Origin of the sequence: Streptomyces sp. NPDC059816 (assembly GCF_042732055.1) — a bacterium.
Lineage (GTDB): Bacteria > Actinomycetota > Actinomycetes > Streptomycetales > Streptomycetaceae > Streptomyces.
Genome location: NZ_JBHWIQ010000007.1, coordinates 68,320 through 91,836 on the forward strand (window position 1 = coordinate 68,320; position 23,517 = coordinate 91,836).

The 23,517-nt window shown below is 71.9% G+C and carries 21 protein-coding genes, 1 pseudogene, 1 CRISPR repeat array and 1 riboswitch; of the genes and pseudogenes, 7 read left to right on the forward strand and 15 right to left on the reverse strand.

The features are described 5' to 3' along the window. Positions 1 to 116: 116 nt before the first annotated feature. A complete protein-coding gene (locus tag ACFV88_RS11650; protein WP_385488858.1) occupies positions 117 to 1,187 on the forward strand; it encodes a helix-turn-helix domain-containing protein in 1,071 nt (356 codons plus the stop codon). 12 nt (positions 1,188 to 1,199) lie between these two features. Then, a pseudogene (locus ACFV88_RS11655) lies at positions 1,200 to 1,772 on the forward strand (HD family hydrolase); the annotation flags it as partial. 50 nt (positions 1,773 to 1,822) lie between these two features. Then, a CRISPR array of direct repeats spans positions 1,823 to 2,216; the repeat unit is 28 nt; unit sequence GGTCCATCCCCGCGTGCGCGGGGAGCAG. Between the two features lie 170 nt (positions 2,217 to 2,386). Here ACFV88_RS11655 and ACFV88_RS11660 read toward each other — a convergent pair. The 4 genes from ACFV88_RS11660 to ACFV88_RS11675 all read right to left on the reverse strand — a co-directional run bounded on the left by ACFV88_RS11660 (position 2,387) and on the right by ACFV88_RS11675 (position 4,849). Further along, a complete protein-coding gene (locus tag ACFV88_RS11660) occupies positions 2,387 to 2,716 on the reverse strand; it encodes a hypothetical protein (RefSeq protein ID WP_385488860.1) in 330 nt (109 codons plus the stop codon). A 153-nt stretch (positions 2,717 to 2,869) separates the two neighbouring features. Continuing rightward, positions 2,870 to 3,115: a hypothetical protein gene (locus tag ACFV88_RS11665; protein ID WP_385488862.1), complete on the reverse strand. Its 246-nt coding sequence runs from the start codon at positions 3,113 to 3,115 to the stop codon at positions 2,870 to 2,872. Between the two features lie 56 nt (positions 3,116 to 3,171). Then, a complete protein-coding gene (locus tag ACFV88_RS11670) occupies positions 3,172 to 3,579 on the reverse strand; it encodes a hypothetical protein (RefSeq protein ID WP_385488864.1) in 408 nt (135 codons plus the stop codon). 91 nt (positions 3,580 to 3,670) lie between these two features. Beyond that, complete coding sequence (locus tag ACFV88_RS11675; protein WP_385488867.1) at positions 3,671 to 4,849, reverse strand: helix-turn-helix domain-containing protein; 1,179 nt, start codon at positions 4,847 to 4,849, stop codon at positions 3,671 to 3,673. Positions 4,850 to 4,961: 112 nt separating this feature from the next. Between ACFV88_RS11675 and ACFV88_RS11680 the strand changes: the two genes are divergently transcribed. Both ACFV88_RS11680 and ACFV88_RS11685 read left to right on the forward strand, forming a co-directional pair. After that, positions 4,962 to 5,498: a flavoprotein gene (locus tag ACFV88_RS11680; protein WP_385488869.1), complete on the forward strand. Its 537-nt coding sequence runs from the start codon at positions 4,962 to 4,964 to the stop codon at positions 5,496 to 5,498. 91 nt (positions 5,499 to 5,589) lie between these two features. Next, the gene (locus tag ACFV88_RS11685; RefSeq protein ID WP_385488872.1) at positions 5,590 to 6,075 is read left to right on the forward strand and encodes a hypothetical protein; all 486 of its coding nucleotides are present in this window, start codon (positions 5,590 to 5,592) and stop codon (positions 6,073 to 6,075) included. 466 nt (positions 6,076 to 6,541) lie between these two features. Here the strand turns inward: ACFV88_RS11685 and ACFV88_RS11690 are convergent, their stop codons facing one another. Further along, positions 6,542 to 6,997, reverse strand: a complete 456-nt coding sequence (locus tag ACFV88_RS11690) for a hypothetical protein (protein WP_385488875.1) — start codon at positions 6,995 to 6,997, stop codon at positions 6,542 to 6,544. A gap of 47 nt (positions 6,998 to 7,044) precedes the next feature. Beyond that, positions 7,045 to 7,548 carry a DinB family protein gene (locus tag ACFV88_RS11695; RefSeq protein WP_385488878.1) on the reverse strand — a complete coding sequence of 168 codons (504 nt, stop codon included), beginning with the start codon at positions 7,546 to 7,548 and terminating at the stop codon, positions 7,045 to 7,047. 337 nt (positions 7,549 to 7,885) lie between these two features. Continuing rightward, positions 7,886 to 7,960: riboswitch (cobalamin riboswitch) on the forward strand. A gap of 53 nt (positions 7,961 to 8,013) precedes the next feature. On the opposite strand from ACFV88_RS11695, the gene cobN reads away from it, so the two are divergent. Next, positions 8,014 to 11,709, forward strand: a complete 3,696-nt coding sequence (gene cobN / locus ACFV88_RS11700; protein ID WP_385488881.1) for a cobaltochelatase subunit CobN — start codon at positions 8,014 to 8,016, stop codon at positions 11,707 to 11,709. A gap of 64 nt (positions 11,710 to 11,773) precedes the next feature. Here cobN and ACFV88_RS11705 read toward each other — a convergent pair whose 3' ends face one another. Beyond that, entirely contained in the window at positions 11,774 to 12,184 is a 411-nt protein-coding gene (locus ACFV88_RS11705) for a hypothetical protein (RefSeq protein WP_385488884.1), read from the reverse strand. A gap of 183 nt (positions 12,185 to 12,367) precedes the next feature. Continuing rightward, positions 12,368 to 13,303 carry an RNA polymerase subunit sigma-70 gene (locus tag ACFV88_RS11710; protein ID WP_385488886.1) on the reverse strand — a complete coding sequence of 312 codons (936 nt, stop codon included), beginning with the start codon at positions 13,301 to 13,303 and terminating at the stop codon, positions 12,368 to 12,370. Positions 13,304 to 13,475: 172 nt separating this feature from the next. Between ACFV88_RS11710 and ACFV88_RS11715 the strand changes: the two genes are divergently transcribed. Continuing rightward, positions 13,476 to 14,180: a hypothetical protein gene (locus tag ACFV88_RS11715; protein WP_385488889.1), complete on the forward strand. Its 705-nt coding sequence runs from the start codon at positions 13,476 to 13,478 to the stop codon at positions 14,178 to 14,180. Positions 14,181 to 14,225: 45 nt separating this feature from the next. Here the strand turns inward: ACFV88_RS11715 and ACFV88_RS11720 are convergent, their stop codons facing one another. Then, positions 14,226 to 14,759 carry a hypothetical protein gene (locus ACFV88_RS11720; protein ID WP_385488892.1) on the reverse strand — a complete coding sequence of 178 codons (534 nt, stop codon included), beginning with the start codon at positions 14,757 to 14,759 and terminating at the stop codon, positions 14,226 to 14,228. Positions 14,760 to 14,871: 112 nt separating this feature from the next. Between ACFV88_RS11720 and ACFV88_RS11725 the strand changes: the two genes are divergently transcribed. Beyond that, positions 14,872 to 16,962 (forward strand): NB-ARC domain-containing protein, encoded by a 2,091-nt coding sequence (locus ACFV88_RS11725; RefSeq protein ID WP_385488894.1) that lies wholly within the window; start codon positions 14,872 to 14,874, stop codon positions 16,960 to 16,962. Positions 16,963 to 16,976: 14 nt separating this feature from the next. Here ACFV88_RS11725 and ACFV88_RS11730 read toward each other — a convergent pair whose 3' ends face one another. The 6 genes from ACFV88_RS11730 to ACFV88_RS11755 all read right to left on the reverse strand — a co-directional run bounded on the left by ACFV88_RS11730 (position 16,977) and on the right by ACFV88_RS11755 (position 23,273). Further along, entirely contained in the window at positions 16,977 to 18,854 is a 1,878-nt protein-coding gene (locus ACFV88_RS11730; protein WP_385488897.1) for a translation initiation factor 2, read from the reverse strand. A gap of 83 nt (positions 18,855 to 18,937) precedes the next feature. Further along, positions 18,938 to 20,215, reverse strand: coding sequence for a YrhB domain-containing protein (locus tag ACFV88_RS11735; RefSeq protein ID WP_385488900.1), 1,278 nt, complete (start codon positions 20,213 to 20,215; stop codon positions 18,938 to 18,940). Next, positions 20,212 to 20,523: a YrhB domain-containing protein gene (locus ACFV88_RS11740; RefSeq protein WP_385488903.1), complete on the reverse strand. Its 312-nt coding sequence runs from the start codon at positions 20,521 to 20,523 to the stop codon at positions 20,212 to 20,214. Before ACFV88_RS11740 ends, ACFV88_RS11735 begins: the two co-directional genes overlap by 4 nt. A gap of 20 nt (positions 20,524 to 20,543) precedes the next feature. Continuing rightward, positions 20,544 to 22,211: a putative T7SS-secreted protein gene (locus ACFV88_RS11745; RefSeq protein ID WP_385488905.1), complete on the reverse strand. Its 1,668-nt coding sequence runs from the start codon at positions 22,209 to 22,211 to the stop codon at positions 20,544 to 20,546. Beyond that, positions 22,211 to 22,831, reverse strand: coding sequence for a hypothetical protein (locus tag ACFV88_RS11750; RefSeq protein ID WP_385488908.1), 621 nt, complete (start codon positions 22,829 to 22,831; stop codon positions 22,211 to 22,213). The genes ACFV88_RS11745 and ACFV88_RS11750 overlap by 1 nt, the downstream gene beginning before the upstream one ends. Then, on the reverse strand, positions 22,815 to 23,273 hold the full coding sequence (locus ACFV88_RS11755; protein WP_385488911.1) for an SseB family protein: 459 nt from the start codon (positions 23,271 to 23,273) through the stop codon (positions 22,815 to 22,817). Before ACFV88_RS11755 ends, ACFV88_RS11750 begins: the two co-directional genes overlap by 17 nt. Between the last annotated feature and the right edge of the window lie 244 nt (positions 23,274 to 23,517).

Genomic DNA, 23,517 nt, shown 5'->3' on the forward strand with positions numbered 1-23,517 from the left:
CGCGAAGTGACCCCCAGTACGGATGGTTCAAGGCAGTGCGGCCTGATTTCACGGAAGGAAAGCCCTTCATGCACAGGGCAGCACCAGATACCCCGACTGCCAGTCAGGGACCACCAATGCGAGGCCGGACAGGTGTCATTTCTGGCTACGTCTTCCGACTCATCCGCGAGCAGCTTGGGCATACCCAGGAGACCTTGGCCGGGCAACTTCGCGTCTCAGCAGACTCCATCGCCGGATGGGAGGCAGGACGACGCCCGCTCATGGCCATGTCCGTCGGCCAGATGCTCGTACACCGACACCGCCTCATGCGACTCGGTGCTGCGCCTGCCTTGCTGATGAGCCTTGAGCGAGCGGTGGACGCCGACGTCTTGCTAACAAGTTGCCTCGACGGCCAAGTTCCAGCGAACGACAGCCCAATGGGCTCATGGGTCCTCCAACGTGACCTCGTTGAAGTTCTCGCATGGCCCCTCAACGGCGTAACGCCGGATGCTTTGAGGAGCCTGCCCACCCCGCCGAAGCTCCGCCATGGTCCCACGCCCAACGGACCGGAAGTCCCTGCCGACGGCCGGTCCCGCTTCTTCACCCGTATGCGGCAGACAGCCGAACGGGCCCAAGGGGCAGGTCAGTTTCTTCTGCGTCGACAAGCCCTCTACCTGGCCGGCTACGACAAGCGCAAAGACACCGCTGACTGGCTCACGCATCAACAACGCACCCAGCGTCCCGACGGCTGGCTGGAATCATGGCTCAATGAACGTTCCGTCGCCACAGTCTCCGCGCGGCAAGGAGATCGCGACCGGATGTCCCACTTCATCACCCGAAGCCTCGGGGATGACGAGAAGACGGAGGCAGCGAACCTGAACTACTGGGCCTACTGGATCGGTGAGGCACCACACGTTCAGCTGTCCGACGACTTCATCGCTGACCCCGTACAAGGGACCTGGCAGGGAAACCGCCTGTACGCACATCTCGTCAAGGGGCTAACTCCTCAACACGGATTCTTCGATCTCAATGTGCATACCTTGTGGGCCCTGTTGTCAATACGCCCCCACCTTCTGCACGTACCGTCCCAAGCAGGCAGTCTCCTGCGCGAACGACTTCCCGTGATGTTGGATGACCACCAGATCTCGCAACAGACCCGCCGGGAGCTGGACGGCATCCGGTACGCAATCCGCCTTGCCGAGGCGTGAGAGGAGATGGACGTGGCCGATGACCTGTCCCAGGTGGCGCACTTCCTGTTCGAAGCGGGAACGCTGAAGAACGCCCGCCGAACGGGCTGGTGGATGGCCGGGGTGCGGGACCCAGAGAGCGTGGCCGAGCACTCCTGGCGCACCGCCTTGATCGCTTCGGTCATCGCGAAGCTCGAAGGCGCCGACCCCGCTCGTGCCGCCCTCCTGGCCGTCTGGCACGACACGCAGGAGACCCGCACCGGCGACGTCAACCACCTCGGCAAGAGGTACGCGGCACCCGGCGACCCCGAAGCGGTGACGGCCGACCAGACCCGCGGCATGCCCGAACCGCTGGCCACGGCCGTACGCGAACTCGTCACCGAGTACGAGGGCAAGGAAACGCCGGAGGCGATCTGCGCCCGGGACGCCGACAAGCTGGAGTGCATGCTCCAGGGCATCGAGTACCGGGCCCAGGGCCACGAACACGCACAACGCTGGATCGACAACAGCCGCACCCGACTCGTCACCGAGTCCGGAATCCGCCTCGCCGACGAGCTGCTGTCACAAGGTCCACTGGACTGGCTGCACGCCGCCATGGGAGAGAAAGGCCGAACCTCATCGGCCACACAGGGCAGGAGCAGCCAGCCCACGCCCCAGGATTACCCCCGCGTGCGTGGGGAGCAGTAGAACACCGACGGCGGCCGCGCGTTGAGCGGAGGTCCATCCCCGCATGCGCGGGGAGCAGCCCCGCCTGTCCTCCACCCCGAACAGGTAGACGGGTCCATCCCCGCGGGCGCGGGGAGCAGACGCGGATGCGCACGCCATCACGGTCCAGCCGGGGTCCATCCCCGCGGGCGCGGGGAGCAGCGGCTCCTGGCCTGGCACGGCGATGTCCTGGTGGGTCCATCCCCGCGTGCGCGGGGAGCAGCGCCGTCTTCGACGGCAAGACCTCTGACCCCCGGGTCCATCCCCGCGTGCGCGGGGAGCAGTACCTCGCCGCGGGGTTCACCGAGCCGCAGTCGGGTCCATCCCCGCGTGCGCGGGGAGCAGAGGAACTGACCTGCGACGTTAGCCGGCCGAAGGGCCGTTTTCATTAACAAGTCGAGAATCCGACCAATCACTCAAAGCAGCCGAAAACGTGAGCGGGATTTTCACCTGCTGCACTGTGCACCCTCCCTCTGTCGAGACGCTTCTGCGCAGGGTCAAAGTATGTCGTCTGTCTAGCGGTTGGTGCCCCGTCGGGCGGGGTTCTGGGTGCGGCAGGGGCATGGGCAGGGTTGGGGGCGGTCGCGCAGGCGGAGGCGGAGTCGCATGCGGCCTTGGTGGATCTCGGGGCTGGTGGGGGTCCAGCGGTGGCAGGTGTGTTCGGGTAGGCCGAAGATGCGGGCCTTCAGGCAGGGCGCGCAGGGCATTGTCGCGGGGATGCAGCGTTGGTGGAGGTGGAGGGTGGTGCCGGGTCCGGAGTCGGAGTAGCTGAGCAGGTGGGTACGGCGCTGCCAGGGGCGGATGGGTTGTTGACAGCGGGCGCAGTGGAGGCGGGTGCGGCGCATGGGTGTCCCTTGGGTGACGGGCAGGGTCAGCGAGGGTGGCTCGGCGGGTGTGGTTCAGGGGTGGGTGGTGATGCCGTACGCGAGGGCGCCGAGCAACGCGGCGAGGGTCAGGACGTACAGCACCTGTTCGGTACGGGGGCTCACGACTCGGGCCTAACGGTCCTCGGCGTCGGGTCCGGGTCCGGGTCCGGCCGTGGCCTTCCACGCCGCACGCAGCTCCCGCCCGGGCGAGCAGCCGAGGTGTCCGGAGGTGCAGTCGGCGCAGGTGGTGACGTGGTCCAAGTACCGGCGCGTGACCGCGACCCGCTCCGCCGACACAACGACCCGAGCGGGCCCCGGGGCAGGACACTCCACGTGGGCGTAGGCCCGGTACAGGGTGCCGACCGGGGACTGACGCACCTGCGCGTCATGCCGCTGACCCTCGCGAATCGGCAGCAGGCACCGCACGCAGAACATCACCACGCCCGCGTACCCACCGCGATCGTGTCGCAGCCGGCCAACGCTGCCAACGCACGCAACACGATCGCAAGCCGCCGCTCACCCAAGTTCTCCACCTGCCAGAGCGGCACGAGTCGCGGAAACCCCACCGCCACGACGAGATCCAGGAACGCACGCTCGCTGGTGTCGAGAACGAGGGCCATACGGTACTGGCCTTCGAACCGCGGCCAGTCCAACGACGCCACCTTCCCCGTATCCACCACCAGCAAGTCCCGCACATCCCCACGAGACAACACGTCACCCTCATGGATCAGTGCGGCGACCGCAGCCCGCTCACCCACATCACGGGAACGCGCCCACATCGTGAGGCGATCACTCAGCAGCGTTGGTGTGTGGTTCGGCTGTGACTCGTGTGCTGTCGTCATGCGCCCCTCACTCGGCCTCTGGTCGGTACTGACCCCAGAGTGCGGGCTCACGCAGGGCGGAACGCTCACAGTCTTGTGAGCGCTGTGAGCATCAGATTCCGACCCAGCGGGCCATGTACGCGAGGCTGTCGGGTGTCCGGCGACTGAGGTGCACCAGCCCGGTGATCGTTTCTTTGGTGCCGGAGTAGTAACGGGTCTGTTCAGGAGCTACGTGCCTGGCCTGGGCGAGGTGCCGGAGCGACGAGTCCAGATGCCCGGTCTCCATCTCCGCACGGGCCCGGTCTACGAGGAAGCGAGCCCGGCGGCTGGTCAGGGTTGAGGGCGGCACCCTGATCGACCGCGCCCGAGAGAGGGCATCGTCGTAGCAGCCCATGGCCACTGCGGCGCCGAACGCATGCAGGTCAGCGTTTCTCGCTCCGAAGGAGAGCCAGTGGACCTCTGGTGCCTCGCCGCCGACACGGGCAGCAAGATTCCGGGCGGAGGCCAGATGCGCGTCGACCAACCCGCCCTCTCCGGCTCGGGCGGCAAGCGCAGACGCCCCCAGGTGGAGCTGACCGGAAACGGCCAACGCTTCCCGCGTAGTCTCACCTTCCAACAGCCGATGGCCTTCGGCAATGAGACGCAAACCAGTGCTGTGACTTCCCGATTTGTAGAGCAGTGCCCGTTTGTACTGGCGCACAGCGGCAAGATGCGGGTCCGAGGCGCGTTCCGCAGCCCAGTACATGCGGTCAAGTGCCACCTGTGAGAGGTCCGGATGGCCAAGCTTCAGAGTGATGTCGTGGGCCGTCCGGTAAGTGGACGCGAGGGCTCGCCACACAGGAGTTGTTGGAGCAGTCCATGCCAGATGGGTCAACTCAGCGATGACCCCTGGCAGGACACCCGTAGCTTTCCGTAGACGGGCTGCTCTGACGAGCTGGCACACGCGGTCGGCCTCAGCTGCAAGAACAGCGACGGGGCGGCAGACCGGTTCGGGAAGTGGTTCGAGATCGTAAATGTCGAGCGCTTCGCGAATGGGCGCGACGACTGCTGCGGGATGGTCTTGGTGCAGCTCATCGCCCATCGTGCTGGTCAGTAAGGCGGCATCGATACCGAGGACGTCAGCCACGGCCGATACGAAGTCGGGCGTGGCCCGCCGGGCGCCACATTCCACCTGGTTGAGGAGGCTGTACGAGTACGGCAGCCGGTCGGCGAGCTGCCGTTGGTTGAGGTGCGCGAGCCTGCGCTGCTCCTTGATGCGGGTTCCGATGTGACCGTCGTCGGGTGCGGGCATGCTGGATCTCCGTTCCTGACTCGTCATCTGGGAAGCTACTCGCGCATGCCCACGTTGCGCCCCCTTCTCTCCTTAAGTGCGAGGGTGATTGCCGTGTGGTCGGATGGGGCGCATGTCGAAGACCGTGTACCTGTTCGGGAGTGCGGCGCCGCCCGTGCTGGAGATCGACCGGGCCGTCGAGGAACTGCAACGGCGCGGTTGGGACGTGTGTCTGGGGTTGACGCCCACCGCGGCGGACTGGCTTGCGGACCGCATCGGGGAGTTGGAGGCGCTCACCGGACACCCGGTACGGTCCGCGTACAAACGTCCCGGTGCAGCAGAAGCCTGGCCGCGCGCTGACGTGATCCTCTTCGCCCCCGCGACCTTCCATTCGATCAACGCGTGGGCCCTCGGACTCACGGACCGGTTCGTGGTGGGCGTGGTGGCGGAAGCGTTCGGCAAGGGCATCCCGACCGTGGCGATGCCCTGCGTGAACGCCGCGTACGCACAACACACCCAGCTCGACGTGAGCGTGGCACGACTGCGCGCGATGCAGGTGGAAGTGCTCTACGGGGAGGGAGGCTTCGTACCCAACCCTCCCGGTGAGCGACGGCCGTACCCCTGGCAGTTGGCCTTCGACGCCGTCGACCTCGTGCCGGCACGCGACTGACCGTGGAACGCTGGGGCGAGCGTCACGCGTTTCGCCCCGAACCGTTCCCGGAGACCGGGCGACGCCGATCCTGACGTTGAGGGAGAGAGGCATGACGACGATCGCCGTCACGGGGCACATGGACCTGACCACTGCCAGCGTGCCGTTGGTCCGGACCGCGCTGGCGCAGACGCTGGCACCGCACGCCGGGGACCTAGTGGGCATCTCCTGCATCGCCCAGGGCGCCGACTCGCTCTTCGCCGAGGCAGTGCTGAAGGCCGGTGGTCGTCTGGTCGTGGTGATCCCCTCGCGGGACTACCGCGAACGGAAGGTCCGCCCCGACCACGCAGAGACCTTCGACCGCCTCGTCACCGCAGCCGATGAGGTCGTCGTCCTCCCCTACGAGACCGCCGACCGGCAGGCGTACGCCGCCGCCAACTCCGAACTTCTCCAACGTGCCGACCGGTTGGCGGCCGTGTGGGACGGCGAGCCGGCATCGGGCAAGGGCGGCGGAACCGCAGACACCGTCCTCGAAGCGCAAGCCGCGGGCATCCCCATCGACCGCATCTGGCCAACGGGCACAGCCCGGCTCCGATGAATTCGAATCGGTGGCGACCCTACCGGTGGGGTCATCAAGCGCGAGCGGTTCGGTGGATGGCATCCCCACGTGCACGGGGAGCAGCGGTGGGTTGCTTCGCTGCCGGTGAGGACCTCGGGTCCATCCCCGCGTGCGCGGGGAGCAGTGGTCACCCTCCGGGTTGCTGGCCCGGTAGGAGGGTCCATCCCCGCGTGCGCGGGGAGCAGGCGGCGTGCTCCTGTACGCCGGTCTGCGCGGCGGGTCCATCCCCGCGTGCGCGGGGAGCAGAGGAGCTGACCTGCGACGTTAGCCGGCTGAGGGGCCGTTTTCATTAAGAAGTCGAGAATCCGACCAATCGATCAAAGCAGCCGAAAAGGTAGCCGAGAGTTCCGGCTGAGGCACTGTGGATGCTCCTTCTGCTCAGGGGCAAAGCATGGCGCCCGGCACGCGGTTGGTCATCCGTCAGGCAGCCGTGACGTGTCGGAGGCTACAGGCCCAGGCTCGTGGCGAAGTCCGAGAAGGTGGGGGCGACGATCCGCCATCGGCACGCGCTGGCGTCCGCCCAGAAGTCGCTGCCGGCGATGCGCGGGTCCGCGGGGTCGGAGCGGTAGTCGAGGGCCAGGGCGCCGTCGTCACCGGGGGTGCGGGTGATGGCGATCAGCACGGCCCGCTCGGCGTCGAGCCAGGGGAGTTCGAGCGGGCCGGCGGTCCTGCTTCCGCGGGCCACGCTGAAGTAGGTGGCGTGCGGATCGTCGGCGAGGAGGTCCATCGACTGCGAGGCGAACGTCATCTGTTCCGGGTTGCGCACGAAGGCGAGCGGGTCTTCGAACCACGGGACGGCTTCCGTCAGCGCGGCGGCGCCCGGGTGGCGCCAGCGGCCGCGGGCGATGAGGGACGTCAGCCGGGCGGGCAGGGCGAGTCCGCGAACTGTCGAGGGCACCATGGCGCACAGCTTCACACGGCACGGCACGCCACCGAGACGGACGGGCCCTACCCCGTCGTGCCGTCCAGGAGTTCGCGCAGGATGTCCAGGTGGCCGTTGTGGCGGGCCGTCTCCTCGGTGAGGTGGAGGAGGATCCAGCGCAGGTCGACGTGGACGTCGTCGCGCACGGCCCGATCGGCCCGGCGGTCGAGGGCGTTCGCGGCGACCAGGGCACGGTAGCGGGCGCTCTGCTCGGCGTACTCGTCGAGCAGCTGGCCGAGGGGGAAGCCGACGGCGATGCGCATCTCGCGGTCCGGGTCCTCGTCGGTCCAGGGGCCCGCGTCCTCCTCGCCGAGGAAGACCACCTGGAACCAGTAGTACTCGACCCAGCGGAGGTGGTTGATCAAGCCGCTCACGGTCATCAGCGGCGAGCCCGGCAGCAGCGCCTTGCGGGCGTCCTCCGCGGAGACGCCGTCGCACTTGGCGCGGGCGGTGTCGCGTGCGTAGTCGAGGAACGTGGTGAGCTGGGTGCGCTCGTCCCACGCGGGTGGCGTGTCGTCGATTCTGGTCATCGCGGGAAGCGTCCCTGATCGCCGTGCCGATGTCGAAGCATTTGTCGGCGGGCCCGACCGGGCCGACCCCCTCGGTCAGCGGACACCCGGGACCAGGGACCGGCCCGCGCTGGAAGGCCGGGGGCGGCCCCACCGGCAGGGTGTGCGGGGCGCACCGCACACCCGGGGCGTCGCGGGGAGGGTCACCGCGCTCGTACAAAGGGTGTGGTCGGGCTGCGTCAAGGGGGAGGGGAGTGACGAATCCGCACGTGAGGCGCCATTCAGCGCCGGGCGGGAACTGCATACGATGGTCCGTGGCGGGCCAACCGGGCCCGCCATCGCCACGACGGCGACAGGGGAGGAAGCCGGTGCGAATCCGGCGCGGTCCCGCCACTGTGTCCCGGCCCCCGTGGGCCGGACGAGCCAGGAACTCCCGCCGTCCGACACCACCCGGGGCGCGGACACCCCGAGGAAGGCCGATGCCGCATGCTGCACTCCCCCGATGAGACCGGCGAAACGGACGGCGCACAGCCCGAGCCGGTCGCGCCCCGCATCCTCCTCCTCTCGACGTCCGACACGGACCTGCTGAGCGCACGTGCGGCGAACCGCACGGGCAACCCCGTCCCCTATGTCTTCGCGAACCCGTCCCGGTTGCCGCTCGGCGATCTGCCGGCGCTGCTGGACGGGGTCGCGCTGGTCGTCGTGCGGCTGCTCGGCGGGGTCCGGGCCTGGCAGGACGGCCTCGACCAGCTGACCGCGACGGGCCTGCCGGTGGTCGTGCTGACCGGTGAACAGGCGCCGGACGCCCAGTTGATGGCGGCGTCCACGGTGCCCGTGGGCATCGCCGCGGAGGCGCACGCGTACCTCGCGCACGGCGGGCCGGCGAACCTGTCGCAGCTCGCCCGGTTCCTGTCGGACACCGTGCTGCTCACCGGTCACGGTTTCGAGCCGCCGGCGCCCGCCCCCGCCTGGGGCCCCTTGGAGCGCACCCCGGTGAGGGCCGAAGCGGACGGCGTGCCGACGGTGGCCGTCCTCTATTACCGGGCGCACCACATGAGCGGCAACACCGCGTTCGTCGCCGCGCTGTGCGAGGCGGTGGAGCACGCGGGCGGCCGGCCGCTGCCGCTGTACGTGGCCTCGCTGCGCAGCCCCGAGCCCGAGTTGTTGGACACCCTGCGCGCGGCGGACGTCATCGTGACGACGGTGCTCGCCGCGGGCGGTACCCGGCCGGCCGAGGCGTCGGCGGGCGGCGACGACGAGTCCTGGGACGCGGGCGCGCTGACCGGGCTGGACGTGCCGGTGCTCCAGGCGCTGTGTCTGACCTCGTCGCGGGCCGACTGGGAGGCCAACGACGAGGGCGTGTCCCCGTTGGACGCGGCGAGCCAGATCGCGGTGCCGGAGTTCGACGGCCGGCTGATCACCGTCCCGTTCTCGTTCAAGGAGATCGACGAGGACGGGTTGCCCGCCTACGCGGCCGACCCGGAGCGGGCGGCGCGGGTCGCCGGGATCGCGGTGCGGCACGCGCGGCTGCGGTACATCCCGGCCGCGGAGAAGCGGATCGCGTTGGTGTTGTCGGCGTATCCGACGAAGCACGCCCGGATCGGCAACGCGGTCGGCCTGGACACGCCCGCCAGTGCGGTGGCGCTGTTGCGGCGGCTGCGTGCGGAGGGGTACGAGTTCGGGCCCGTGGAGGACATCCCGGGGCTGGTGTCGGGCGACGGCGACGAGTTGATCCGGGCTTTGATCGACGCGGGCGGCCATGACCAGGACTGGTTGACCGAGGAGCAGTTGGCTGCGAACCCGGTGCGCATTCCGGCGGCCGACTACCGTCGCTGGTTCGCGACGCTGCCCGAGGAGCTGCGGTCGGCGGTGGAGCGGCACTGGGGCCCGGCGCCCGGTGAGATGTTCGTGGACCGCACGCACAACCCGGAGGGTGACATCGTGCTCGCGGCGCTGCGCCGCGAGAACCTGCTGATCGTGATCCAGCCGCCGCGGGGCTTCGGCGAGAACCCGATCGCGATCTACCACGACCCGGACCTGCCGCCCTCGCACCACTACCTGGCGGCGTACCGGTGGATCGCGGCGCCCCGTGAGGACGGCGGCTTCGGCGCCGACGCCATGGTGCACCTGGGCAAGCACGGCAACCTGGAGTGGCTGCCCGGCAAGAACGCGGGTCTTTCCGCGGCGTGCGCGCCCGATGCGGCCCTCGGTGACCTGCCGTTGGTGTACCCGTTCCTGGTGAACGACCCGGGCGAGGGCACCCAGGCCAAGCGGCGGGTGCACGCGACGCTGATCGACCACCTGGTGCCGCCGATGGCCCGCGCCGACTCGTACGGGGACATCGCACGGCTGGAGCAGCTGCTCGACGAGTACGCGCAGATCTCGTCGATGGACCCGGCGAAGCTGCCGGCGATCCGGGCGCAGATCTGGACGTTGATCCAGGCGGCCCGGCTCGACCACGACCTGGGGTTGGAGGACCGCCCCGACGACGACGGCTTCGACGACTTCCTGCTGCACGTCGACGGGTGGCTGTGCGAGGTCAAGGACGCGCAGATCCGCGACGGTCTGCACGTGCTGGGCGCGCCGCCGGCGGCCGGGGACCGGGTGAACCTGGTGCTGGCGATCCTGCGGGCCCGGCAGATCTGGGGCGGCACCACCGCCCTGCCGGGGCTGCGGGAGGCGCTGGGCCTGGACGAGTCGGCGGCGACCCGCACCGGGGCCGACGCGGCGGAGGAGGCGGCGCGGGCGCTGGTCGAGGCGATGGAGGCGGCCGACTGGGACCCGGCGGCGGTCGCGGTGGTGGCCGCCGACCACGGGCCGGACGTGGCGCGGGTGTTGGACTTCGCGGCGCACGAGGTGGTGCCGCGGCTCAACGCCACGCACCAGGAACTCGACCACGCGGTGCACGCGTTGAACGGCGGTTTCGTGCCGGCGGGGCCCTCGGGTTCGCCGTTGCGGGGTCTGGTGAACGTGCTGCCGACGGGCCGCAACTTCTACTCCGTCGACCCGAAGGCCGTGCCGTCCCGGCTGGCCTGGGAGACCGGTCAGGCCCTCGCCGACTCGCTGTTGGCCCGTTACCGCGAGGACAACGGCGACTGGCCCACGTCGGTGGGTCTGTCGCTGTGGGGGACGAGCGCGATGCGCACCGCGGGCGACGACATCGCGGAGGCGCTGGCGCTGCTCGGGGTGCGCCCGGTGTGGGACGACGCCTCGCGCCGGGTCACCGGGGTGGAGGCGGTGCCGGCCGAGGAGCTGGGGCGGCCCCGCGTCGATGTGACGCTGCGCATCTCGGGCTTCTTCCGGGACGCGTTCCCGCACGTCATCGGCTTGTTGGACGATGCGGTGCGGCTGGTCGCGGACCTCGACGAGGCGGACGAGGCGAACTACGTGCGGGCGCACGTGAAGGCGGACCTCGCGGCGCACGGTGACGAGCGCCGGGCCACCACCCGCATCTTCGGTTCCCGCCCGGGGACGTACGGGGCGGGGCTGCTCCAGCTGATCGACTCGCGGGACTGGCGCACCGATGCGGACCTCGCCGAGGTGTACACGGTGTGGGGCGGTTACGCGTACGGGCGCGAGTTGGACGGCCGGCCGGCGCGGGAGGAGATGGAGACCGCGTACAAGCGGATCGCGGTCGCGGCGAAGAACACGGACACCCGCGAGCACGACATCGCCGACTCGGACGACTACTTCCAGTACCACGGGGGCATGGTGGCGACCGTGCGGGCGCTGCGCGGTACGGCGCCCGAGGCGTACATCGGTGACTCGACCCGGCCGGAGACGGTGCGCACCCGGACCCTGGTCGAGGAGACCTCGCGGGTGTTCCGGGCCCGGGTGGTCAACCCGAAGTGGATCGAGGCGATGCGTCGCCACGGCTACAAGGGTGCGTTCGAGCTGGCGGCGACGGTCGACTACCTCTTCGGTTACGACGCCACGACCGGGGTGATCGCGGACTGGATGTACGACAAGCTCACGCAGGCGTACGTCCTCGACCCGGAGAACCGTGCCTTCCTCCAGGAGGCCAACCCCTGGGCGTTGCACGGCATCACGGAGCGGCTGTTGGAGGCCGAGTCGCGGGGGCTGTGGGCGAAGCCGGACCCGGCGACGTTGGACGCGCTGCGCCAGGTGTTCCTGGAGACGGAGGGTGATCTGGAGGGGGGCGCGGAGGGCGCCGAGGGCTGAGCGGGACCGGCCCGGGGGTGCGGTGTGCCGCGCCCCCGGGAACTCCGGTCGTGGATACGGGGGTTCAGGTGGCCGTGCGGGTCATGGTGGACGCGTAGCCGCCGCCCCCGGGGTAGGTCCAGGCACCGCTGACGGTGTCGCCTCCGGCGTTGAAGGTGCCCCGGTAGTGGGCGGGCGAGCCCACCTCGCCGGCCCAGATGACCAGCGTGTCGCCCTCGATCTCGTAGAGGTAGTCGAAGGTGTTGCCCTCGCTGTCGTAGTAGCGGGAGTGCACGTGCTCGCTGGGCTCCTCCGCGCCGAACGGCTTCAGCCGGCCGATGACCTCGATGCCGGTGACGGCCTGCCCGTACTGGGTGAGGTCGACGTCCTGGACGAGGAACTGCTCGCCGGGGAGCCAGCGGTAGGTGACGGTGCCCTCGGCGCCGCCGGTGACGTTCCAGGTGCCGAGCAGTCGGTCGAAGTTCTTCATGCTCATGGTTGGGTTCCTCTTTCGCGGAGTCGCGTCGGCGCTGCGTCTGGGCTGCGTCTGCGCTGCGTCTGCGCTGCGTCGTTGCGTGGGACGCCCCTATGACGGGTGCCGCCGGGGAAAAGGAATCGGCCGGCGCGCTGTGACCTGGGTCACCGTGCGCCGGCCGTGGTGTCGCGGGGGCTACGGGGTCTACAGGGTCGGGGACAGTCCCAGTGCGGGCAGGACCTCCGGTCCGAAGGTGGTGATCTCGGCGACCAGCCCGTCCTCGATCCGCAGCACGTCGATGTTGACCGCGCGGTACTCGGTGTCCCCGGGTTCGCGGACGTAGTTCACGGCCGCGGGCTGCCGGTTGACGGTGACCTCCACGGTCCGCCACTCGCCCCACCGGTCCGGGCCCTGAAGCACCGGCCGCCACAGGTCGAGGATCGCGGTGCGGCCCTCGTAGACGCGGGCCACCGGCGGCATGGTCTGCCGGGCGTCCTCCCGTAGCAGGGCGGTCAGTTCGGAGAGGTCGGCGTTCTGCGAGGCGGTCACGTAGCGGCGCAGGGTGGCCCGTTCCTCGGCGCTCGGCTCGGTCGCCGGGCCCCAGTCGGCGCGGCGCTGCGGGAGGTGGGCGCGCAGGGTGGCGCGGGCCCGTTGGAGTGCGCTCTTGACCGCGGCGACGGTGACCTCCAGGGTCCTCGCCGTCTCGTCCGCCGGGAAGCCGAGGACGTCCCGCAGGATGAGTACGGCCCGCTGGCGCGGCGGGAGGTGCTGGATCGCCGCGAGGTACGCCAGCTCGATGGTCTCCCGGGCGATCGTCCCCTCCAGCAGGGAGTCGGGGTACGGCTCCAGCCAGCGCACCTCGGCGATGGCGGAGGTGGCGGTGGCGACCTCGCGGGACCGGGCCGGGCCGCCGAGGAAGTCCAGGCAGACGCGGGTCGCGATGCGGTAGAGCCAGGGGCGCAGCCGCTCGGGGTCGTCCAGGGACTCCCGCCCCCGCCAGGCGCGGATCAGCGTCTCCTGGACGAGGTCCTCGGCGTCCGTGTACGAGCCGACCATCCGGTAGCAGTGGACGCGTAGTTCCCCGCGGTGCCGTTCCGCGCGCGCGGTCAGGTCCTCGGCCGTCGTTGTCTCGTGCGTCATCGCGTGAGGTTAACCGTCCAGGTGGCAGGGGGCGGGGCGCCGGTTCCCCACGGTGGGCCGGGTGGTGGGGGACGCGCGCCGGCGGATCACTCCGGCGCCCGCGTGCTGGTGCGCGCCCGGCGGTGCGTGAAACGATGAGGACCTGGGCAGGAGGGGGACGACGATTCAGTCGGTGCTGGGGAACATCGTGATCGGGCTGGTGACCAGTTTCCTGGGCGGTGCCCTGGTCTGGTTGTGGGAGCGGGCGAAACGGTCCCGCGCGGTGAACAAACGGGCCGCGTTCTTCGGGGTCCGCCCCGGGCAGAGTTGTCTGATCGTGTTGGGCAACAAGCACCACTCGCCCCAGACCGCGACCTACCGCGACGTCGAGGCCGCCATGGCACTGGCCCTGTTGGTCGGTGAGTTGGACTGCAAGGTGGTCCTGGAGGCCGGGAGCTTCCGGGGCAGCAACGCCGATCGCACCGAGTTCTGCGTGGGCGGACCCACCGGGGGCGCCAACCTGCGCACGGGCGGCCACCTGGCCGCGCATCTGCCCGGAGTCACCCTCCACCCCTACGAACCCGGGCATCCGGACTCGGTGGCCATCGAGGTCGACGGGGAGAAGTACCCGTTCGACAAGGACAACCGGGAGTTCGCGCTCGTCGCCAAGTTCCAGCCGGTGGAGTCCGAGTGCCCGGTGTTCGTGGTGTCGGGCCAGACGTCCACGGCCAACCTGGCCGCGGTCCACTTCCTGCGGCGCGAGTACGAGCAGGTGGGCGAGCGGCTGGCGTCGGTGGAGCGGTTCTGCCTGGTCATCCAGGTCTCCGGCATCGGGACCTACGGGTTCTACCGCGCCGAACTGGAACGGGACGTCACCGCTGCCGCGTTCACGGCGTGAGCGCCCGCCCCGCGCGGGGACGGTGGCCCAACGTCCGGGCCGGGCTCAGAGGTTGAACGTGATGTCGGAGAAGTCCCGGCCCTGGACGACCGGACCGGTCACCGTGCCGGTGACGGAGTTCTCGACCGTGCCGGCCGCTTCGGCGACGGGGCGGGCCTCCTCCCACCACCGGGCCAGCCACGCCCGGAACTCGGGATCGCTCGCCGCCCGCTCGTCCAGCGCCCGCGCCAGGGCCTCGGCGCGCGCCGGGTCCTGCGGCGCCTGGGTCAACGCGACCAGTTCCCGACTCCCCGGCTCCGTCGCCCGGTCGTCCGCGTCATCCGCGGGGGCTGCGGGGGCTGCGGCAACCTCGGCGTCGACCACGACCTCGGCGTCCACCACGTCCCCGTCGGGCTGACCGGACCGGCCGGACTCCCCCGCACGGGACCCCGTACCGGCCTCCGTACCGGCGTCGGCCGGCTCACCGTGTCGGAACGGGCGCCGGACCAGCTTGGCGAGCCCCAGCCACGCCTGCCGCCCGGCCTCCCCGGCCACCCCCGTGGCCAGCGCCGCGAGCACCGCCGCCGAGATCGGATCCATGAACACGCTCCCCGGGTCGACTACCTGCACCCACCATAGGAGCAACAGGCGCCCAACCCGCCGGGTTCCGGGAAGCCTCACCCGGTGACGGCCGGGAACGTAGTGTGGGGGAATGGCCGAGGAGACCCACAACAGTCTGGACGGGCGGGCGGACGTGGTCGTCCAGGCCGGGCGCATCGGGGAACTGCACCAGCACTGGCACGGGCCGACCCCCTCGGGCCCCCCGGTCCCCTACCAACTACCGCCCGCACCGGTGCACTTCGAGAACCGGCTCGTCGAGCAGGAACGCGTCGCCCGGGCCGCCGAAGCGCACGGGGACGGGCCCGGCCCCCTGGTCGTCGCCCTGACCGGCATCGGCGGCATCGGCAAGACCGCCCTCGGCTTCCAGCTCGCCCGCACGCTCGGCGAACGCTTCCCCGACGGGGTGCTCTACGTCGACCTCGACGACCTGCGCCGCGACGGCACCGTAGAGGTGTCCGAGGCCGTGGCGGATCTACTGACCGGCCTCGGGGTCACCCCGGACTGGTGGGAACGCACCTTCGCGGGCCGCTCCCAGCAGTACTGGACCCGCACCCGGGACAAGCGGCTCATCGTCGTCATCGACAACGCCCGGTACGGCGCCGAGGTCCTGCCTCTGCTGCCGTCGTCCGCCGGTAGCCTCGCCATCGTGTCCAGCCAGGGCGCCCTCTACGACCTGGACGGCGTCGCCGCGGTCGACGTGCCCGTCGATCCGCTGGCCGCCGACGACGCCCTGCGGCTGCTCGGCCGCCTGGTGGACGACCCGCGGTTGACGGCGGAACCCGCCGCCGCGGCCGAACTCGCCCGGTGCTGCGCCGGGCTGCCCGCCGCCCTGCACGTGGCGGGCCGCTGGGTGCGCAAACACCGTCGGCGCACCCTGCCCCGGCTGGTCGCCGAGCTCACCACGGAACTCCACGAGAAGGGCATCCCGATGGTGGAAGCGGTGTGGGACGCCGCCCATGCGGGGCTCGGTGCGGACGCCGCGCGGCTCTACGTCCTGCTCCCCCAGCACCCGGCGCCCTGCGTCACCGCGCACGACGCCGCCGCCCTGCTGGGCACGGACCTCCCCGCGGCGGAGGACGCCCTGGAGGAGCTGGAGACCGCCGGACTGCTGGACGGCCGGCCCGGCGGACTCCGACTGCACGAACTGCTGCGCGGCCACGCCGAGCGACGGGCCCGGGACGCCGACCCCGAGGGCACGGTGCGCGATGCGGGACGCGAGCGGCTGATCCGCTGGTACCGGCGTCAGGCGGCCCGCGCCGACCTGCTGGCGGCGGGCCCGCGTCTGACCTTCGCCGCACCCGGCCCGCCCGTGCCCGGCGTCCCCGACCTGGAGTTCACCGACAAACCCGCGGCGCTGGGCTGGTTGGAGTCGCGCCGGCTCGCCCTGTTCGGCTGCGTCCGGCTGGCCTTCGACAGCGGACGGTACGAGGACGCCTGGGCGCTCTGCGAACCGCTGTGGACCTACTTCCTGGACCATCCGCACCACGCGGACGTCACCGACGCGTTCCGCATCGGCGTCGCGGCGGCCGACCGGGCCGAGCACCTGCCCGCACAGGTGCGCATGCGGTGCCAACTGGCCCGGCCCCTGTGGGAGCAGAAGCAGTACGAACGGGCCGCGGAGCAGGTGGAACGGGCCCTGCGGGCCGCCGAGTCGCTGGGCGGGACGCAACAGGAACGCAAGCTGCGGGCCTCGGCCGTGGAGTTCCGGGGCCTGCTGAAGTCGGCCCGGGGCGACTGGACGGGGGCCGCCGCCGACTTCACGGCCGCCCGGGACGCCCACGCGGCGATCCCCAACGCGTACGGGGTGCTGCTCCAGACGCACCTGCTGGGGCGCACCGCGTTGAACCGGGGGGCGGCCGACGAGGCGGTCGTGCTGCTGGCCCGGGCGCACCGGATGGCGCGGGAACAGCAGCGGGAACGGATGACCGCACGCACCGGCTTCGAACTCGGCCGGGCGCTGCGGGCGGCCGGCCGTCCGGCCGAGGCGGTGGCCCTGGTGCGGGCGGCCCTGGACGGTGCCCGGGAACGGGGCTCCACCTCCGACGAGGTGCGCGTACTGGAGGAACTGGCCTGCCTCGAAGAGGTGTTGGGGAATGCCACGGAAGCCGCGGAGCACCGTGCGGCGGCCCGGGTCCTGGCGGAGCGCTCCGGCGGACTGATCGAGCCGGACGGGGAGCCGTAGCCGGCGGGGACCGGTCAGAGTTCGTGGCCGAGGTCGCTCTCGTCGGCGGCCGTCAGCTCGGCGCGGACGGTGAGCGGGCCGATCGTGCAGTGCAACGTCACCGGCCCGGTCCACGGCGGGGCGGTGGCCAGCCAGGCGTGCACCGCGGACAGCACCGCCGCCGGATCGGCGCGCAGGACCCGCCCGGCCGTCCGGTGCGGCTCGACGCGGACGCCGAACGTGCCCGCCGTGCGGTGCCGCAGCAGACAGCGCCCCGGGGAGAGCACCACGGCGGCGGTCCGGCAGCCCGGGTGGTCGGCGAGGACCCGGTCCGTCCAGCCGGCCGCCGTCCACGCGCTGGTGTGCGGGGCGGTGGCGGCGGGCCGGGTCCGGCACCACACCACCGCGGCGCTCTGCGTCTCGCGCTCGGTCGCCTCGGGGTGTTCGACGGCCAGGTGGTGCACCGCCTCGCGGGTGTACGGGGGGAGACGGGTGACCCTCACCCGGTGTCCGTCCACCTCGGCCCGCACCGCGAAGGCGGCCGGCGCTCGGTGGGGGCCCTCCGGGCGGGGCAGCGGCCGGGGCGTGACCGGCACGTTCCGCGGCTCCAGCTGCAACAGCCGGTAGAGCCGGTCGCGCAGCCCCGGCAGCGCCCGGCCGGGCAGGGCGAACGCGGCGGTCGCGGCGGCACGGCCGGCCCGGTGGCCGGCGGCGCCGAGGGCCCGTTCCACGTCCGCGGCCCCCGCCGCCCGGGGCAGCCGGGGCGCCCGGGACAGCAGGCGGTCCATGGGGCTGCCGGGGATCAGTTCGTCACCGCCGTCGTGGGCGCCGATCACCGGCCGGCCCAGGGCCGCGGCGTACAGCGCGGTGGAACCGTGGTCGCTGATCACCGCGTCGGACGCGACCAGCAGCGCCGCCCACTCCTCGTACGGACCGGCCAGGACCAGGCCGGCGCCGCGGGCGGGGGCGAGGTGGCGCGCGAGGTCGAACGAGCCGGTGCGGCTGTACTCGTTGGGGTGCAGCACCAGGGCGAGTTGGTACGCGTCGTGGGGGAGCCCGCCGAGCAGCTCGCCCGGCAGTTCGGGACGGCGGGCCAACAGCGACTGGGGTCCCCAGGTGGAGGTGAGCACGAGCAGCCGGCGCCCGCCCGTGCCCAGGGCGGCCCGGTAGTCGTCCCGGCGGGCGAGCGAACCGAGCAGCCGGTCCAGGGTCGGGTCCCCCACGACGGTCGCCCGGGCGGCGGCCTCGGGACAGTACGCGAGGAGCCGGGCCACCTGCTCGTCGTGCCCGAGGGCGTGCAGGTCGGCCCAGGGTGCCCCGTCGTCGAGCAGGTAGTGCGGGTCGAGACCGGAGGGGAGCCGTGGTGAGCCGTCCGCGCCGACCGTCTTGTTGAAGCCGGCGCCGTGCGGCAGCAGTACCCGGGGGCCGGTCAGCGCCCGCAGGGCGCCCTTGGGGCTGGCGGCCAGCACCAGATCGTGCCGGCGGCTGCGCGCCCGGGCCCAGTCGAGGGTGCGGGCGCCCGCCCGCTCCAGTGCGGCGAGGGCGTCCACGTCGAACTCCGAACCGGGGACGAGCGTGACGCGCACGGCGAGGCGTTCGTCGCCGTCGAAGACGGGCAGGACGTCGAGCAGCCGGTGCAGGGCCGTCGCCGAACGGACCGCGAGGAGCACGGTGCGACGCTCGCGGGCCGCGGGGGTGCCCGTCCCGGTTCCCTGACCGGTGGCGCCCGTCGTGGTCCCGGGGCCGGTGGCGCCCGTCGTGGTCCCGGAGCCGAGGTCGGGTTCGGGGTCGGGGTCAGAGCCGGAGTCGGTGGCGTCCGGCATGGTCCCGGGGGCGTCCGGCGTGGTCCCCGGGGCGGGAGCGGGTTCGCCCCGGACCGGCGGGGAGCAGTCCTCACGGGCCTCGGGCGGCATGCGGCCGATCGTACCGGCGGACCGATCACCCGCCCCCGTCGGTCACCGGCTGCTCCGGGCTCCCCCGTCCGGGCCGGGCGGGCTCACCGGTAGCGGATGACCCGCACCCCGCACTCCCGCAGCCCCGCAAGACCGCTGAACGTCTGCGCCGAACCGTCCACCAGACCCACCGCGCCCTGCGCGGTGCGGAACCCGGTCAACAGCACACCGGTCGACGGGCGGCCCCGCCCGTCCAGCCGGCGCACCCACACCAGGGCCCGACCGCCCGGCGGCAGCGCGGCCAAGGACGCGACCGCCTCGGTCGCCGTCGCGTGCTCCGTCACCGCGAGCACCCCGCCCAACTCCGCGAGCGTGGGCGCGAACCAGGACGCCCGCCCCGGCTGCGGCACCGGGCCCGCCGGACCGCCCCGGTCCCAGGCCGCGAAGTGGCCCCACGGATCGGAGTTCGGCAGCAGGAACGGCTCCTGGTCGTCCTTCGGCACCACCACCGCCGCGTCGACCATCGACTCCCGCCAGTTGCCGGTGCGCAGGAACGCCGTGGTGTCGCAGGCGAACAGCCAGCCGCGGGCCGTCTCGTCCGCCGGATCGGGCGCCACCAGTTCCACCGGCTCCGACCAGGACGCGCGCACCCACTCCTCGGCCTTGCGGCGGGCCGCCCCGAAGTCGGGCGCGGGCGCCGCGCCGGACCCCGCCGGCCGCACCCGCGCGAACGTCAACTCCCTTACGCCGATGTTGTCCAGCCTGCCTAGGCCGCCCGTCATCCCGTCCAGGAAGACGACGTTCCCGCCGTCGTTGAGCACGTACAGCAGGTGCCCGCTGGCCTCCGCGCCGCCGGCCTCGCGCCGGACCCAGACCACGCCCCGGGTGCCGGGCCCGGGTTCCTTCGCCCGGCGCACGACCTCGTCCCAGTCGGCGCAGCGCAGCGCCTCGGCACCGGGGAAGTACCGGCGCAGCAGCAGGTTCCACCAGCCGGGCGCCTCGTGCACCGGCCGCCACGGCAACGGCGTCGACGGGACGCCGCCGGTCACCTGCGCGGCGACCGTGACCACGCAGCCCCGGGCGTTCAACCGCCGTGCGCGGGCGCCAGGTTGTTGTGTCTCCGGGGGCCCGGGGTAGCCGGCCGCGTCCCCGAACGGGTCGTCGGACGCGGGGTGGAACGGCTCGCCCCCGTCCTTCGGCACCACCACCGAGGAGGCCAGCATCGGGGTGCTCGGGTAACCGGGCTGGGGGACCGTGCGGCAGCTGAACATCCAGGTGCGGGCGTCCTGCGCGACGGGGTGCGGGGCGGCGAGTTCCACGAGGCCGCCGTAGGTGCGGTGCAGCCAGTTCCGGGCGGCGCCGGACGGGTCGGGGGCGTTCATCGCGCGTCTCCGCCCGCCGGCCACTCGCCTGCGGCGAGCTTTTCCAGGTAGTCCGGGACGGGGATGTTCGTGGGAGGGAACTCCGGCTCCGAGCCGTCGTCGGGGACGAGGAGGATCTTCATCATGGGGCCCACCCACGGCTGTCCACTGTCCAGGGCTTCCTGCGAATCGAACCGCACCGCCCAACCCGCGTGGTACCGGTACGACCCGTCGGGCAGAACGACGATCGTCCATCCCGAGGAGTCGTCGGCATAGGCCGCTTCCAGGAACTGGCGTGCCGCCTGGAGGGCTTCTTCCTTGCTCAACATGAGGTGTCCGTCCTGCGCTACTACTTGTACGGGATGTGGGCAATCATCGTGGTCCCCTTCTCCAACATGGCGAGGCCACCGCTCTGGCCATCGAGGAAGACCACTCCGTCCGGTGTCTTCACCGCGTTGAACACGTGGGCTGACGTCTCCCGGCCGATGTAGACCACGCTACGGGCACCGTCCCCGCGCGCGTTCAGGTCCCGGACGATGTCGTCGTAGCTCTTCACCTGGGTGAACGACTCGGGGCCGACTCCCAGTTCCTTGAAGGGAATGTCACCGGGCTTCGACCGGGGCGCCGCACTGACCTCGACGCCGTCGAGCCGCCGGTCAACGGTCACGACATTGAAGGTGCAGTTCTGCGTGTAGCCGGGCTGGTTCGTGTTGTTGAGGTCCCGCAGCCAGGGGAACTGTTCGTCGAGGTACTTCTGTGCGGTGGCGGGGTCCACGGAGTCGGCGTGGATCGCCTTCTCCTTGACCGTGTCGGTCGACTTCGCGAGGTCCCCCCACGAGGGCGTCGCCGGCGCCGCCTTCGCCGCGTCCGCGACGTCGTCCGCAACCCGGGCCGTGGTGCGGACCGCGCCCAGGCCCTTCGTGCCGAGCAGCTCCGGGACCAGCCGGCCGAACCCCTCGCTGGGGTCCTCCTTGAAGCTGTCCCACAGCGCCCCGGGGATGCGCTGCGGGTTCGCCGCGGCCGACACCACCCCGGCCAGCGTGGTGGCGACGTTCTGCCCGTACTGCGCGGGGTGCGTGAGGTTGTAGAGGTCCAGGGGGTTGATTCCACGCACGAAGTTGACGGCCCCCGCGGCGCCCTTCAGCACGCCGCCCGCAACATGGGTCAGCTCGATCGCCTGCCCCACGGCGTGGTCGGCGACGTTCAGCACCATCCGGTCCGTGGGCGGCGGCTCGGCCGGTGCGTGCTCCAGCGCGTCCTGGAGGATGCGTTGCGCCTCGCGCGCCGCCTCGTCGCGTTGCCGGCGGGCCTCCCGGAGCAGGTCGTGGGCCTGACGCCGGTCGGCGGCCCCGGGGTCGGTGAAGGGCGGCGGTACGGGGCCCGGGTCCCGGTCGGCGGTGACGGCCGCGTTGTACGCGTCGACCCGGGTGTTGTGCGCCTCGACCGCGTCCTGTGACGCCTTCTTGCCGGTCCGGTACAGCTCGATCGCCCGCTGGGCCTGGTCCTGCGCCCACTGGACCACGTCCGCGTAGCGGGTCAGGGCGAGGCCCGCCCCCTCGAACGCGTCGGCGGCCCGCAGCCAGTCGGGCGGGTGCATCGCGAACTCCGCCCGGAACGCGTCGGCCGCCTCGCCCCTCCAGCGGTCCGAGCCGAGCCCGCGCATCCCGTCGCCGACCCGGTTGAAGGCGCCCTGGAAGTCGGCAAGGTGACGCGCGGTGTTCCGGATGTCGCCGGGTTTGCCGTGGACCAGTTCGCCCGCCTCCTCGGTCTCGCCGAGCCGCTGTTCGCGGACCGAGGCCCCGAGCTCGGACGCGAGGTCGTCGCCGAAGTCCTCGACGGTGTCCGCGAGGTCCTCGGCGCCGACGCGGTCCAGGCCGTCGCCGATGCGGTCGGTGGTCCAGTCGACGCCCTCGCCGACCGCCTTCTTGCCCGCGTCGATGCCGTCCTCGATGCGGCTCAGGCCCTGGTCCGCGAGGTCCTTGAGGCCGCCGAGGTTGATATCGGGTCCCCAGCCCATCAGCGGTCGCCTTCCCGGGGCGCCGGCTCGGTCGCGCGGTCCACCGCGCCCTGCACCTCGTCGCGCACGCCGACCGCGTCCAACAGCTGGTTCTGGAGCAGGTGATCGGCGCCGAAGACGTCGCGCGTCGCGCCCTTCCACGCCTCCTGCGAGGCGTGCCGTGCTTCCTCGAAGGACTCGCGGCCGTAGTCGGCGTCCCGGACGTGGGTGTACGGGTTGCTGGACAGCACCTCGCCCCAGTCCTTGCCGGTGATCTCGTCCTCGGTGGCGTACGGGTTGCCGATGCCCGCGTTGACCACGACCTTCAGGCTGCCCTGCACGTACTGGTCCACCTCGTGCAGCACGCCCGCGGACAGTCCGACGTCGGCGGCGAACTCGTTGCCCTGTTGGACGAGTCCGCGCACGCCCCACTCCCAGCGTTCGCAGAAGTTCTCCAGGGTGGAGCTGAGGCCGTCGTGGCCGGTCTGGAGTCCGGTCAGGGCCAGGTCCGAGAAGCCGCGGCCGGTGCTGGCCCGGCCGACCATGCCGAGTTCGTTCAACTCCCCCAGGACGTCGGTGATGCCCTGCGCGATCTGTCCCAACGCCGCTTTGGACGAAGCCAGATCAACGTGGTCGGTCATGCGAGTGCCCCTCCGTGGTGCGGGTGCGGTCGTGTGCGGGAGGCGGATCGGGGTGCGCGGCGTCGAGAGCGGCGCGGTCCGGCACGATGCCCCGGACCGGTGGCAGGACCCAGCCGTCCGGACCGGCCGCGTCCAGTGCCACTCCGCACGGGAACCCGGCCGCCCCCGCCACCTCGTCCAGCAGCCAGAACCCGTACGTCCTGCGGTACGGCCAGTCGCGCGTCTCCTCGCCGCGGGCCGTCGCGAACCGGCCGAGGGCCTCCTCGTCGGTGAACGCGCAGATCCAGGCCAGCCCGCCGAAGGCGAGGGTGAGCGGGTCGCCGTCCCCGTCGAGCGGGACGAGCACCAGCGACTCGCGGAACCCGGCGATCCGCTCCAGCACCGCGACCCGGGCCGTTTCCGACGACACCGATGTCGGGGCGCCGGCAAGGGCCGCGGGCACACGTGTTTCTGACGACGTCTCATCAGTGGTTCGTGGAGCGGACTGCGCGCCGGGGGGCCCGCCTCCCGGCTCCGCCGGTGCATCCGTCTTCCGTTCGGCGGTCCGTGCGCGGCGGGCTGCCGCTTCCTTCAACTGCCGCCACTCCTCGGTGAAATCCACCTGGACTCCTCGTGCCGCTCACGCGCTCCGCGCGCTCGATCGGACCGAACCTACCCGGTGGGCCGCTTCGGCCGGCGGCCAGTAA